Below are 14,344 nucleotides of genomic sequence, written 5' to 3' on the forward strand. Positions count from 1 at the left end.
AAGAGGAACGATTCAGTAACTCTCCTGTATCTGGGTTAACACCGTTTGCCAGAGCCCTCAATATCATTGAAGTATTCATCACTGTGCCCCTTTCAATTATCAACAAATAAATTAATCCTTAATAAAACAACATTGACCTTAGAATCCTTACACATCGTACTTAGAAAAAAATTAAACATTAAAAAAACTAATCCAAATCATTTTGACTTAGAAAAACTCAATCGTGACACCATTCACAAAACGTTACCCTCTCCGCGTTTCCACTGGGGGTTCCAATGCTGCTACATATTCTTTATTTGGTCGGGATTACTGCTGAAGCCATGACTGGCGCGTTAGCGGCAGGCCGCCGCCGCATGGATACTTTCGGTGTGATAATCATTGCAACAGCCACAGCGCTTGGTGGTGGTTCAGTACGCGATATCCTTCTTGGCCACTACCCATTAGGTTGGGTGAAACATCCAGAATATGTCGTGATTGTCGCCATCGCCGCTGTGCTTACCACCGTATTTGCCCCCGTAATGCCTCATCTGCGCCGCCTTTTCTTAGTGCTCGATGCCCTTGGACTTGTGGTGTTTTCTATCATCGGTGCGCAAATAGCGTTGGATATGGGCGAAGGGCCAATTATCGCTATCATTGCCGCCGTTATAACGGGCGTATTTGGCGGTGTTTTACGTGATATGTTTTGTAAGCGTATCCCGCTGGTATTCCAGAAAGAGCTCTATGCCGGCATCGCTTTCGCCTCAGCGGTGCTTTACATCGTTCTGGAACACTATGTTTCGAACCAGGATGTGGTGATTATTTCCACGCTCCTGTTCGGATTCACCACCCGCTTACTCGCGTTACGACTGCGCCTGGGATTACCGGTGTTTCATTACAAACACGCGGATCACTGACCGGTAAATCCCAGGATTCCCTGCTCTGCAAGAAAAACCACTAATGCAGCAATTTGGGGATGATTGACAAACTCCACCAACTTTTTAGCCCGGCCAGCACCAATGCCCGGCAGTTTTTGCCAACTAAGCTCATCTCGCGCAACTAACTGCGACCATTGAGAATCGGGCAGAGTGGTAAACACAGCTCGGGGGAGCGGTAAACCAAAAGCGATTAACCACTGCTTAAAGGGCTGTTGCCTGACTTGCGAGAATTGCTGCCAAAGATGGGCCGCTCTGGCTGAAGAAATCCCGCTAATTTTCAACAGTTCTTCCTGACTGACGGTTACCCAAGAAAATATATGCCTTAGATTAAGATTCTGTTGGATCTGCTGCCAGGTGCATACGCTCACTCCATTGATGTTCAATACTTCTGGAGAGCTAATCCAGGCCAACCGCGCAATAAACTGCTCGCGACACCAAACTTCAAAAAACAGACAGCTCAATGGAGTAACCATTTTATCTGTTGGCAGCGGCGGTTTATTGCGCTGGCTTACCCGCCATACCACTTCATCGACGCGCGGAATCCCCTGCCCTGCAAGACTCACCATCACCTGATCACCCAAAGCAATATCCAGAGCTTGCCAACGTTTGACTGAACCGATGTTCACTCGTTTGACCTGTTTATCATCTATCTGCAGGGGATTGAGTCTTAGAACAACAGTAACTTTTCCTGTGCGCCCGACCGTAAATTGAATGCCCTTTACCTCTGCAATTTGCTGGGCTGGTGGAAATTTCCATGCCATCACCCACGTTGCTTTGCCTGGCAACCAATATTGCCCCGCAGGCTCTATTGCCTCACGAACCACAATACCGTCGGTCACAAAGGGAAGAGGGGTCGTAAACAAGGACTCCCGTAACATCGCGATTGTTTCCACTGAGCTAACAGGCGTTGACCAAATTTTGGTTAGCGGAAAACCAGCCTGTGCGAGCGTGTCTAATTTCAGATTCATATCAGCAGGCCCATCTGGCCACGCCCAAATAAATATCCCCAATTCATTGAGCAAGGCTGAGTCGCTTTGGCTCATCATGGCACCAGCCACTTTTCCTCTGGCATTTATGCCACCCATCGTTTTCTGTATGTGATTATCTCTTTTCCAGAAAACCTCCCCTTGTAACACGCTATTAGCAAGCGGGCCTGAAAGGGTTACGGGGATAGCGGGAATCATTTTGGCCTTCTCTGTCCAGTCTTGCCCTTTCTCTCCGTCCCCGCGGCTAAGGAGTTTAGCCAGGCGTCCTTGCTGATAAACCAGGGTCACCGCCACACCATCGACTTTAGGTTGCACCCAGAGATCGGTTTTGCCTTTGGCCCATTGAGCAACTGCTGCACTATCTGGCAGTTTTTTTAAGCCAGTATGAGCAACCGGGTGCAACGCTTTCCCCTGTGTTGCCAGCTGCGGTGGTTGTGGTTTTTCCGAGGGATGAAAGCAGCGCTGCCATTCATTGTATTGCCTGCGTAGACCATCGTATGTCGCATCACTGACCTCACTAACGCCCTGTTGGTAATAAGATTGATCCCACTGACTAAGCTTTTCATTCAATCCAGACATCTCCTGCTGGACTTGCCCCGATGACCAAGCCGGACATGTCGCCGACGCCATTGCGCTCATCAGTCCCAGAAAACCGATAAATTTTGTTATCCACTTCATAATTCCCTCCGTGTAGAAGCAAGGAGAGATATAACGCCAGGAAACAAGCCGTACTAATAGGTTCTAAAAAGGATGCGAGGAGATTTCAGACATATTTAACTTGTTTCAGTAACACGAGGTGTTTTTTGGAAAACATTACGCAAATTGGTAGAAATCTTGCCGGGGAACACGACAAATTCTACGAGACACGGAGACGGCGTGTATAATAGGCCCGTATACGCACTTCTTTTTATGCTTACCGATAAGTTAGAACTCATGGCTCAAGGCACGCTTTATATCGTTTCCGCCCCAAGTGGCGCGGGGAAATCCAGCCTCATCCAGGCTTTGTTGAAGACACAACCGCTGTACGACACGCAGGTTTCTATTTCCCATACCACTCGTGGTATTCGTCCGGGAGAGAACCACGGCGAGCACTATTTCTTTGTGGAAAAGGAAGAGTTTAAGCAGATGATTGCTGAAGACGCATTCCTGGAACACGCTGAAGTGTTTGGCAATTACTACGGCACCTCACGCCATGCCATTGAACAAGTTCTGGCAACCGGCGTGGATGTTTTTCTGGATATTGACTGGCAAGGTGCGCAGCAGATTCGTCAGAAAATGCCGCAAGCCCGCAGTATTTTTATTCTGCCGCCATCAAAAGTAGAACTGGACCGCCGCCTTCGTGGCCGTGGGCAAGACAGTGAAGAAGTTATCACTAAGCGAATGGAGCAGGCTGTTGCAGAAATGAGCCATTATGCCGAGTATGACTATTTAATCGTCAACGACGATTTCGACACTGCACTGTCAGATTTAAAAATTATCATTCGTGCCGAGCGTCTACGAATGGGTCGCCAAAAAGCGCGACATGACGCTTTAATCAGCAAACTATTGGCAGACTGAGCCCAGTTTCAGTATCATGCCCAGTCATTTCTTCATCTGTGGAGCATTTTAATTATGGCACGCGTAACTGTTCAGGACGCTGTTGAGAAAATTGGTAACCGTTTTGACCTGGTTCTGGTCGCCGCACGTCGCGCTCGTCAGATGCAAACTGGTGGTAAAGATCCACTAGTACCTGAAGAAAACGATAAAACGACTGTAATCGCACTGCGCGAAATCGAAGAAGGGTTGATCACCAACCAGATTCTCGATGTTCGTGATCGTCAGGAACAGCAAGAGCAGGAAGCCGCAGAATTGCAGGCCGTAACCGCTATTGCTGAAGGTCGTCGTTAATTAGCCTGCGGGTAGCCCTTGTATCTGTTTGAAAGCCTGAATCAACTGATTCAACAATACTTGCCCGAGGAGCAGATAAAGCGACTTCGGCAAGCATACCTTGTTGCGCGTGATGCTCACGAGGGACAAGCACGTTCAAGTGGTGAACCCTATATCACCCATCCCGTAGCGGTTGCCTGCATTCTGGCCGAGATGAAACTCGACTATGAAACACTGATGGCAGCACTACTGCATGATGTGATCGAAGACACCCCTGCCACCTACCAGGATATGGAACAACTGTTTGGCAAAAGCGTTGCCGAACTGGTGGAAGGGGTATCTAAGCTAGACAAACTGAAATTCCGCGATAAGAAAGAAGCTCAGGCTGAAAACTTCCGCAAAATGATCATGGCGATGGTGCAAGACATTCGCGTCATTCTGATCAAACTCGCCGACCGCACACATAACATGCGCACGCTCGGGTCTTTACGCCCGGATAAGCGCCGCCGCATTGCTCGCGAAACCCTCGAAATTTATAGCCCCCTGGCACACCGTCTTGGTATTCATCACCTGAAAACCGAGTTAGAAGAGCTGGGCTTTGAAGCGCTTTACCCGAACCGCTACCGCGTGATTAAAGAAGTGGTAAAAGCGGCGCGTGGTAACCGCAAAGAGATGATTCAAAAAATCCTCTCTGAAATCGACGGGCGTTTGCAAGAAGCAGGCATTCCTTGCCGTGTCAGTGGTCGCGAAAAACACCTTTACTCCATCTACTGCAAAATGACGCTCAAAGAGCAGCGTTTCCATTCGATTATGGATATCTACGCTTTCCGCGTAATCGTCCATGACATGGATACCTGTTACCGCGTTCTTGGGCAGATGCATAGCCTCTACAAGCCGCGTCCTGGGCGGGTTAAGGACTATATCGCCATTCCAAAGGCCAACGGATATCAGTCCCTGCATACTTCAATGATTGGCCCACACGGCGTGCCGGTTGAAGTACAAATCCGTACCGAAGATATGGATCAGATGGCAGAGATGGGTGTTGCCGCTCACTGGGCTTATAAAGAGCAGGGTGAAAGTGGCACAACCGCACAAATCCGCGCTCAGCGCTGGATGCAAAGCCTGCTGGAATTACAGCAAAGTGCCGGCAGCTCATTTGAATTTATCGAGAGCGTAAAATCCGATCTGTTCCCGGATGAGATTTACGTTTTCACCCCGGAAGGGCGCATTGTCGAATTGCCTGCGGGCGCGACACCTGTCGATTTCGCCTATGCCGTGCATACCGACATCGGCCATGCTTGCGTCGGTGCTCGTGTCGACAGGCAACCCTATCCGCTGTCTCAGTCGCTAAGCAGCGGCCAGACTATCGAAATCATTACGGCGCCAGGTGCACGCCCGAACGCCGCCTGGCTGAACTTTGTCGTGAGCTCTAAAGCCCGTGCCAAAATCCGCCAGATGCTGAAAAACCTCAAACGTGACGACTCCGTTAGTCTTGGTCGCCGTTTGCTAAACCACGCTTTAGGTGGCAGCCGTAAATTAGCCGAAGTCCCACCAGAAAATATTCAACGTGAGCTTGAGCGCATGAAGCTCGCTACGCTTGATGATTTGCTGGCTGAAATCGGCCTCGGTAACGCCATGAGTGTGGTTGTCGCGAAGAACCTGCAAGGTGAATCGTCAGTGGTACAGCAAGGCCACTCAACGACTCACAGCCATCTGCCGATTAAAGGCGCTGATGGTGTGCTGATTACCTTTGCTAAGTGTTGCCGTCCAATCCCTGGTGACCCAATTATTGCGCACGTAAGCCCAGGCAAAGGGCTGGTTATCCACCATGAATCTTGCCGTAACATCCGAGGCTATCAAAAAGAGCCAGAGAAATTTATGGCAGTGGAATGGGATAAAGAGACAGAACAAGAGTTTACCACCGAGATCAAGGTGGATATGTTTAACCATCAGGGTGCGCTGGCAAACCTGACGGCTGCGCTCAATAATGCAGGCTCCAATATTCAAAGCCTGAACACCGAAGAGAAAGATGGTCGCGTATACAGTGCGTTCATTCGTCTGACTGCACGTGACCGTATCCATCTGGCAAATCTCATGCGTAAAATCCGCGTGATGCCGGATGTGATTAAAGTCACCCGCAACCGAAACTAGTGTTATGAATCCTCAACGTTATGCGCGTATTTGCGAGATGCTCGCCAGGCGTCAGCCTGATCTGACCGTCTGCATGGAGCAGGTCCATAAACCTCATAACGTCTCGGCGATTATTCGCACCGCTGATGCCGTTGGTGTACATGAAGTTCACGCGGTCTGGCCGGGTAACCGCATGCGCACCATGGCCTCTTCCGCTGCAGGAAGCAACTTCTGGGTTGAAGTCAAAACGCACCGCAATATTGGTGATGCCGTTGCCCAGCTAAAAAGCAGCGGAATGCAAATCCTCGCCACCAACCTTTCTGATAAAGCCGTCGATTTCCGTGAAATTGATTACACCCGCCCAACCTGCATTTTGATGGGGCAGGAAAAAACCGGTATTACTCAGGAAGCATTAGCGTTGGCAGACCAGGACATCATTATTCCGATGACCGGAATGGTGCAATCGCTCAACGTTTCCGTGGCCTCCGCGCTCATTCTTTATGAAGCGCAGCGCCAGCGTCAGAACGCCGGAATGTATCAGCGCGAAAACAGCACGCTGCCAGAATCCGAACAACAGCGCCTGCTGTTTGAAGGCGGCTATCCTGTACTGGCGCGCGTTTCCCGCCGTAAAGGTTTGCCCTACCCGCATGTGAATCAGCAAGGTGAGATAGAAGCTGATGCCGCATGGTGGGCCACAATGCAATCTGCGGAGTAGCAGGATGAAAGGCCGTTTGCTGGATGCCATACCGTTAAGTACGCTTGCCGGAGTGGGTGCCAGCCAGAGCGGCAAACTGGCCAAAATTGGCCTGTACACCATTCAAGATCTCCTGCTCCACCTGCCGCTTCGTTACGAAGACCGCACGCATCTCTACCCCATAAATGACCTGATGCCGGGCACTCATGCCACGGTGGAAGGTGAAGTGCTGAACTGCAATATCAGTTTTGGTCGCCGCCGCATGATGACCTGCCAGATTTCTGACGGCACCGGCATCCTGACCATGCGGTTTTTCAACTTCAATGCGGCGATGAAAAACAGCCTCGCAACCGGTAAACGTGTGCTCGCTTATGGCGAAGCAAAGCGCGGGACGCACGGCGCGGAGATGATTCATCCGGAATACCGCGTTCAGGGCGATCTCAGTACCCCTGAATTGCAGGAAACTCTGACGCCGGTTTACCCCACGACGGAAGGCATTCGCCAGGCGACTCTGCGCAAACTGACCGACCAGGCACTGGAGTTGCTGGATACCTGCGCTATCACCGAATTACTCCCGGCGGATTTGAGCAAGGGGATGATGAGCCTCCCGGAAGCATTGCGTACTTTGCATCGCCCGCCACCGACCATGCAGTTAGCCGATCTGGAAACCGGGAAGCACCCTGCTCAGCAGCGCTTAATCCTTGAAGAATTACTGGCGCATAACCTCAGCATGCTCGCACTCCGTGCGGGTGCTCAGCGTTATCATGCATTGCCCCTGCATAATCATGATGAATTAAAAAACCAACTGCTGGCTGCCCTTCCGTTTAAACCAACGGGTGCGCAAGAACGAGTGGTGGCAGAAATTGAACATGATATGGCGCTGGATGTGCCGATGATGCGTCTGGTGCAAGGCGATGTGGGTTCGGGCAAAACGCTGGTTGCAGCACTTGTCGCATTGCGGGCGATTGCGCATGGCAAACAAGTTGGCTTGATGGCACCAACGGAATTGCTCGCCGAGCAGCACGCCAATAATTTCCGCCTGTGGTTTGCGCCATTGGGTATTGAGGTGGGCTGGCTTGCCGGTAAGCAAAAAGGTAAAGCACGAATCGCCCAACAAGATGCCATCGCCAGCGGACAAGTGTCGATGGTGGTGGGAACGCATGCAATTTTCCAGGAACAGGTGCAATTCTCTCAACTCGCACTGGTCATCATTGATGAACAGCATCGCTTTGGCGTCCATCAGCGCCTGGCGCTGTGGGAAAAAGGCCAGATCCAGGGATTCCATCCGCATCAACTCATTATGACTGCGACGCCAATCCCACGAACCCTCGCGATGACAGCCTATGCCGATCTGGACACGTCGACAATCGACGAACTGCCACCAGGCCGTACGCCAGTCACCACGGTTGCCATTCCTGACTCGCGCCGCAACGATATTATCGACCGTGTACGTGGGGCATGTAGTGATGAAGGCCGACAGGCATACTGGGTTTGTACGCTGATTGAAGAGTCGGAATTACTGGAAGCACAGGCTGCAGAAGTGACATGGGACGAGCTAAAAACTGCCCTGCCGAATCTGAATATTGGCCTGGTCCATGGGCGCATGAAGCCGCAAGAAAAGCAGGCCGTTATGCAGGCTTTCAAAGAAGGGTCGATTCATCTTTTAGTCGCTACAACGGTCATTGAAGTGGGCGTTGATGTCCCAAATGCCAGCCTGATGATTATCGAAAACCCTGAGCGCCTCGGGCTTGCACAACTCCACCAACTGCGCGGCCGTGTGGGACGTGGGGCAGTTGCATCCCATTGTGTGTTGCTGTACAAATCGCCGCTGTCAAAAACTGCGCAACTGCGTTTACAGGTGCTGCGCGACAGCAACGATGGTTTTGTGATTGCACAAAAAGATTTGGAAATTCGTGGGCCGGGGGAATTACTCGGTACGCGTCAGACAGGGAATGCCGAGTTTAAAGTGGCAGATTTACTGCGCGACCAGGCGATGATTCCTGAAGTGCAGCGCCTTGCACGCCATATCCATGAACGCTATCCGCAACAGGCAACCGCGCTCATCGAACGCTGGATGCCTGAAACGGAACGCTATTCAAACGCCTGATTGCTTAGCCAAAGATTGGCAGCATCAGGTACAGCTTGATGACTATCGCGTTGACGATATCAATAAAGAACGCGCCAACCATCGGAACCACCAGAAACGCCATGTGTGACGGGCCAAAACGCTCGGTAATCGCCTGCATATTGGCGATAGCCGTTGGTGTTGCCCCAAGGCCAAAACCACAATGGCCCGCGGCAAGTACCGCTGCATCATAGTTTTTACCCATCAAGCGATACGTCACGAAAATCGCATACAGCGCCATAAAGATGGTTTGCACCGTCAGAATTGCCAACATTGGCAACGCCAGTGACGCCAGTTCCCACAGCTTCAGGCTCATCAGCGCCATAGCGAGGAACAGAGACAAACAAACGTTCCCCAGCACGGAAACCGCGCGTTCAAATACCCGATAGAAGCCGAGCAGTGAGAGCGTATTGCTTAGGATAACCCCAATAAATAGCACACAAACGAACGTCGGTAATTCAAAGCTGGTGCCTTGAATAAGATGCGCTACAAACTTGCCAGTAGTAAGGCAGATAGCAATCATCGCGATAGTTTCAATCAGCACCATAGAGGTGATCATGCGCCCAACCGCAGGTTTTTCGAAGGCCGTTGGATCTACGCTATCTTCTGGCGTGCCATCAGGTGTGGATGAGTGTTTGACCAGGTAACGCGCCACCGGCCCGCCAATCAAACCACCCAGTACCAAACCAAATGTTGCGCAAGCCATCGCAACTTCGGTGGCGTTCTGGAAACCATAACGCTCGCTAAATAATTTACTCCACGCCGCACCGGTACCGTGGCCACCAGACAGGGTAATGGAACCTGCCAGTAAGCCCATTAACGGGTCAAGACCTAACAGGCTCGCCATACCAATACCGATGGCGTTTTGCATCACCAGCAAACCTACTACCACGATCAGGAAAATACCGACAACTTTGCCGCCTGCACGCAAACTGGAAAGGTTGGCATTCAGACCGATGGTGGCAAAGAAAGCCAGCATCAATGGGTCTTTCAGACTCATATCAAATTCAAATTCCCAGCCGACGCTTTTTTTGAGCACCAGTAAGGCCAGGGCGATTAACAACCCACCCGCTACAGGTTCAGGGATAGTGTATTTTTTTAATAGCGGTATGGTATGGACCATTTTTCGGCCCAGTAACAACACGAGAGTCGCAGCAACAAGGGTAGAAAGGGTGTCGAGATAAAACATAGAATTGCTCCTGTTTGCGCATATTTCTCACAGACGCTTTAATTTATCCTTCACTGGAATTTCAGGTTCTAGAAAAATCAGTAGCCGGATTTTAACCAAAAAAGAGTCGAAAGTTATATAAAAAGCTCGGTATATGTGATTTTTATCTTAAGAAACATTGTTAGCAAACGTTTGCTTTTACCATCCAGTCCGTTAAAATCACCGTTTTTTCGGCAAGGGATAATTTCTGATGTCTGTTAATGCTGTTGAGTCTGAAGATACGCAATCGGTTGCTCAGGCTCGTTCCAGTGAATTGATTTACCGCCTCGAGGACAGACCCCCTCTCCCACAGACTCTTTTTGCTGCCGGTCAGCACTTATTAGCGATGTTTGTTGCGGTGATCACACCGGCGATGTTGATTTGCCAGGCTCTGGGACTTCCAGCCGAAGATACCCAACATATTATCAGTATGTCGTTGTTCGCCTCCGGCGTGGCATCGATTATTCAGATTAAAGCCTGGGGCCTGGTGGGCTCTGGGCTTCTGTCTATTCAGGGCACCAGTTTTAACTTTGTTTCACCGTTAATTATGGGCGGTATGGCATTGAAAAATGGCGGGGCCGATGTTCCGACCATGATGGCCGCCCTGTTTGGCACATTAATGCTCGCAAGCTGCACCGAAATGCTGTTATCGCGCTTCCTGCATCTGGCTCGCCGCATCATCACCCCGCTGGTTTCAGGTGTGGTGGTGATGATTATCGGCCTTTCTCTTATTCAGGTTGGCCTGACGTCTATCGGCGGTGGCTATGCCGCGATGAGCGACCATACCTTTGGCGCGCCAAAAAATCTGCTGCTGGCAGGTGCTGTGCTGCTGGTCATCATTCTGCTAAACCGCCAGCGCAACGCTTACTTGCGCGTGGCTTCTCTGGTTATCGCCATGGCAGTGGGTTATGCGCTGGCCTGGGCGATGGGCATGCTGCCGAATGTTGCCCCGTCAACCAACACCGAACTGATTATAGTGCCAACGCCGTTGTATTACGGCCTGGGCATTGACTGGAATCTGCTAATCCCGCTGATGCTGGTCTTTATGGTGACCTCACTGGAAACCATTGGCGATATTACCGCGACTTCTGACGTTTCTGAGCAGCCAGTTTCAGGTCCTCTATATATGAAGCGCCTGAAAGGTGGCGTGTTGGCTAATGGCTTGAACTCCTGTGTTTCTGCGGTATTCAATACCTTCCCTAACTCCTGCTTCGGCCAGAACAACGGCGTGATTCAGCTTACCGGCGTTGCCAGCCGCTACGTCGGTTTTGTCGTCGCACTGATGTTGATCGTTCTCGGCTTGTTCCCGGCAGTAAGCGGGTTTGTCCAGCACATTCCTGAGCCGGTATTAGGCGGCGCGACGATCGTGATGTTTGGCACTATTGCCGCTTCTGGTGTGCGTATTGTTTCCCGCGAACCACTGAATCGCCGTGCGATTATGATTATCGCGCTGTCTCTGGCGGTCGGGATGGGCGTGTCTCAACAACCGTTAATTTTACAATTTGCACCTGACTGGTTGAAAACGCTGCTCTCTTCCGGGATTGCGGCCGGTGGTATCACCGCTATCGTGTTAAACCTCATTTTCCCGCCTGAGAAAAATTGATGTACCTCACGCGCTGGTGATTTGTTGTCACCAGCGCGTGTTACCCCTCCTGACAATCCCATCCTTGAGCTATAACGGTAAATGGGGCATAACACCCATACCGAAACTTCATGGGATGGAAGACAATGAAATTTCTCGGAAAGCTGATCACTGCGTTATTGGTCGTCATATTTGTTGCGCTAATAGCTGCCTATTTTTTGCTGCAAACTCGTTGGGGAGCCACCCAGGTTAGCAGTTGGGTCAATGAAAAGAGCGATTACAATTTCTCTTTTGAAAAGATGAGTCATCGCCTGGCTTCGCCCACGCACCTCACGCTGACGAAAGTGACTTTCGGTCGCAAAGGCCAGCCTGCAACATTAGTGGCGCAAAATATTGATATCGACCTGAGCTCCCGGCAGTTTTCAGAGCCGATGCACTTCGACAAAATTCTGTTGCAAAACGGAACGCTAAATCTCAGCCCTAATGCTGCGCCGCTGCCTTTCCAGGCCGACATGCTGCAATTAAACGATATGGCGCTCAACAGCCCGAATACGGCATGGGACTTACGTGCGCAGCGCGTCAACGGTGGCGTGACCCCATGGCAGCCGCAGCCTGGCAAAGTCCTGGGTAATACGGCAGATATTCAATTTAGCGCAGGCTCCATGACGCTCAACGGCGTTCCCGCCACTAACGTCCTGTTGCAGGGCGCGATTAATAACCAACAAGTGACGCTCTCAACCATTGGCGCGGATATGGCACGCGGTTCGCTCACGGGTAATGCCCGGCGGCTTGCAGACGGTTCCTGGCAGATTGGTAGCCTGCGTTTGAACGACATTCGCCTGCAAACAGAAAAATCCATTGCCGATTTCCTGGCCCCGCTTGCCACCGTCCCTTCACTGAAAATTGATAGCCTGGAAGTCACCGATGCGCGGCTGGAAGGTAAAGACTGGGCGGTCACTGATTTAGATCTGAGTTTGCGCAATCTGACGCTGGCAGATGGCGGATGGCAAAGCGACGACGGGCGGTTGTCGATGAATGCCAGCGATTTTATCAATGGCGATCTGCATCTGAATGATCCGATTGTGAATATAGACTTCAGCCCGCAAGCCGCCACGCTACGCCAGTTCACTTCACGCTGGGAAAGAGGCATGGTCCGCGCCTCAGGCGTTTGGTTACGCAATGAGAAAAAGCTGGCACTGGATGAGCTGGTTTTTGCCGGGCTTGAATATACGCTGCCGGAAGACTGGAAAGCCCGCTGGATGAAACCGCTGCCGGAATGGGTGCATTCGGTGACCATTAAAAAGCTGTCGGCGAACCGGAATCTGGTCATCGATATCGACCCGGCCTTCCCGTTCCAGTTCACCGCGTTAGACGGCACGGCGAACAATCTTGAAGTTGTGCGCAACAGCCAGTGGGGAATCTGGAGTGGCAACGCCACGCTGAATGCGTCGTCAGCCACTTTCAATCGTGTCGATGTCCGTCGCCCGTCGATTTCGTTGAATGCCACAGATAACCAGATTTCGATTACCGAGCTGAGTGCTTTTGCGGGTGAAGGTATGCTGGAAGCAACAGGGGCAATTTCGCAGGCTCCGCAACGTAATGCTGCGATAAATCTGCGAGGACGTTCGGTGCCGGTAAACGTGTTGCAACAATGGGGATGGCCGGCGTTGCCGCTGGAAGGGAATGGTAATTTACAGCTTTCCGTGACCGGCAGCCTTGCTGCGCAAGCCGCCCTTAAACCGACCGTGAACGGTACCTTGCAAGCCACCAGTTCCGACGGCAAACAAGTACAGCAAACTATGCAGAATGGCGATGTTCCCGGCGCATAAGCGCCGGGTTCTTATTCTTCTTCGTTCCCACCTTCTTCAAGTGGGCCAAAAGGTTTAGCGGGTAGTACCAGATACACTCCTTCAAATACCGCGCCTGGAGTATCATCGCCGTACAGCTCAACTTGCAATGCAACGCGAGCTTTGCGGCCTCGCGCCAGGCGGTCAAGATCACCGCTTAGCGACCCCAAATCGGCAATAGCACCCGGCCTTCCGGTGATCGGGCTGCTATATCGGATATGCGCATCGGCGAGAATAATCGTGCCGCCAAGATGCCGCTCGCGCAACATTAGCCAAATCAGCCCCCAACCCGTCAGCGTGGCGAGAGAAAACAAGCTGCCTGCAAATAAGGTCTGGTGCGGGTTTTGATTGCCTGCTTCCGGCATAGTGGTAATGAATTTCTGCCCGGTGTATTGCAGGATGCGCACGCCCATTTTTTCACTCAATGGAATGTGCTGATACCAGGCTTGTTGTAGCTGCCCACACCAGTCAGCGCGATGAAGAATGTCATCCAGTGAGGCAACCGGTTTAATCATCAAGTAATGGCGAATCGGGGTGGTCGAAGGCGTAGTAATTTCACCTTGATTCTCAAACCCCAGTTTGGCAAAAAATTCGACGGCATCTTCACGCGCGCTACACACCACACGTTTGACCCCTTCCTGACGCGCGACAGACTCAAGCGTCATCGCCACCAGCGTTCCCAGCCCTTTATCTTGCACAGACGGATGAACCGCCATAAAGCGAATAGCCGCTTCGTTATCGGCATTGATATACAAGCGGCCAATGGCAACAATACTTCCTTCTTCGTCCACCACCATTTGGTGATGAGCCATGGCATCCCAGGCGTCGCGCTCGGAGCCTTTGGGTTGATGCAGCGGCTTGCGCAACATCTCCCAACGAAACTGGTAATAGAGCTCAAGCTCTTCTTCGGTTTGCGGTACGCGAAGGTGATACATACATGTACTCTCTCTTGTTACGCGGGACCGGGTTTTGTCGGATGGCGCTTGCGCTTAT

The 14,344-nt window shown here is 51.4% G+C and carries 11 protein-coding genes; 8 read left to right on the forward strand and 3 right to left on the reverse strand.

The window, feature by feature from the left end; all coding sequences use genetic code 11:
* The first annotated feature begins 275 nt into the window (after positions 1 to 275).
* Positions 276 to 893 (forward strand): trimeric intracellular cation channel family protein, encoded by a 618-nt coding sequence (locus tag D8682_RS15265; RefSeq protein WP_064541835.1) that lies wholly within the window; start codon positions 276 to 278, stop codon positions 891 to 893.
* Here D8682_RS15265 and ligB read toward each other — a convergent pair.
* Complete coding sequence (gene ligB / locus D8682_RS15270; protein WP_121814630.1) at positions 887 to 2,578, reverse strand: NAD-dependent DNA ligase LigB; 1,692 nt, start codon at positions 2,576 to 2,578, stop codon at positions 887 to 889. The two genes, D8682_RS15265 and ligB, sit on opposite strands and share 7 nt — an antisense overlap.
* A gap of 255 nt (positions 2,579 to 2,833) precedes the next feature.
* Between ligB and gmk the strand changes: the two genes are divergently transcribed.
* Genes gmk through recG form a run of 5 tightly spaced genes read left to right on the forward strand, consistent with a single transcriptional unit; the run spans position 2,834 to position 8,697 of the window.
* Positions 2,834 to 3,457 carry a guanylate kinase gene (gmk, locus tag D8682_RS15275; RefSeq protein WP_064541918.1) on the forward strand — a complete coding sequence of 208 codons (624 nt, stop codon included), beginning with the start codon at positions 2,834 to 2,836 and terminating at the stop codon, positions 3,455 to 3,457.
* A gap of 54 nt (positions 3,458 to 3,511) precedes the next feature.
* A complete protein-coding gene (gene rpoZ / locus D8682_RS15280) occupies positions 3,512 to 3,787 on the forward strand; it encodes a DNA-directed RNA polymerase subunit omega (protein WP_034461476.1) in 276 nt (91 codons plus the stop codon).
* 18 nt (positions 3,788 to 3,805) lie between these two features.
* Positions 3,806 to 5,917, forward strand: coding sequence for a bifunctional GTP diphosphokinase/guanosine-3',5'-bis pyrophosphate 3'-pyrophosphohydrolase (gene spoT, locus D8682_RS15285; RefSeq protein ID WP_121814631.1), 2,112 nt, complete (start codon positions 3,806 to 3,808; stop codon positions 5,915 to 5,917).
* 4 nt (positions 5,918 to 5,921) lie between these two features.
* Positions 5,922 to 6,611: a tRNA (guanosine(18)-2'-O)-methyltransferase TrmH gene (gene trmH, locus D8682_RS15290; protein ID WP_121814632.1), complete on the forward strand. Its 690-nt coding sequence runs from the start codon at positions 5,922 to 5,924 to the stop codon at positions 6,609 to 6,611.
* 4 nt (positions 6,612 to 6,615) lie between these two features.
* Positions 6,616 to 8,697: an ATP-dependent DNA helicase RecG gene (gene recG / locus D8682_RS15295; RefSeq protein WP_121814633.1), complete on the forward strand. Its 2,082-nt coding sequence runs from the start codon at positions 6,616 to 6,618 to the stop codon at positions 8,695 to 8,697.
* A gap of 4 nt (positions 8,698 to 8,701) precedes the next feature.
* Here recG and gltS read toward each other — a convergent pair whose 3' ends face one another.
* Entirely contained in the window at positions 8,702 to 9,904 is a 1,203-nt protein-coding gene (gene gltS / locus D8682_RS15300) for a sodium/glutamate symporter (RefSeq protein WP_064541849.1), read from the reverse strand.
* A gap of 229 nt (positions 9,905 to 10,133) precedes the next feature.
* Between gltS and D8682_RS15305 the strand changes: the two genes are divergently transcribed.
* Positions 10,134 to 11,525: an NCS2 family protein gene (locus D8682_RS15305; protein ID WP_121814634.1), complete on the forward strand. Its 1,392-nt coding sequence runs from the start codon at positions 10,134 to 10,136 to the stop codon at positions 11,523 to 11,525.
* A gap of 125 nt (positions 11,526 to 11,650) precedes the next feature.
* On the forward strand, positions 11,651 to 13,333 hold the full coding sequence (locus D8682_RS15310; protein ID WP_064541855.1) for an AsmA family protein: 1,683 nt from the start codon (positions 11,651 to 11,653) through the stop codon (positions 13,331 to 13,333).
* Positions 13,334 to 13,344: 11 nt separating this feature from the next.
* Here D8682_RS15310 and fabY read toward each other — a convergent pair whose 3' ends face one another.
* Entirely contained in the window at positions 13,345 to 14,286 is a 942-nt protein-coding gene (gene fabY, locus D8682_RS15315) for a fatty acid biosynthesis protein FabY (RefSeq protein ID WP_064541857.1), read from the reverse strand.
* Between the last annotated feature and the right edge of the window lie 58 nt (positions 14,287 to 14,344).

It is taken from the genome of Buttiauxella sp. 3AFRM03, from assembly GCF_003675305.1.
GTDB lineage: Bacteria > Pseudomonadota > Gammaproteobacteria > Enterobacterales > Enterobacteriaceae > Buttiauxella > Buttiauxella ferragutiae.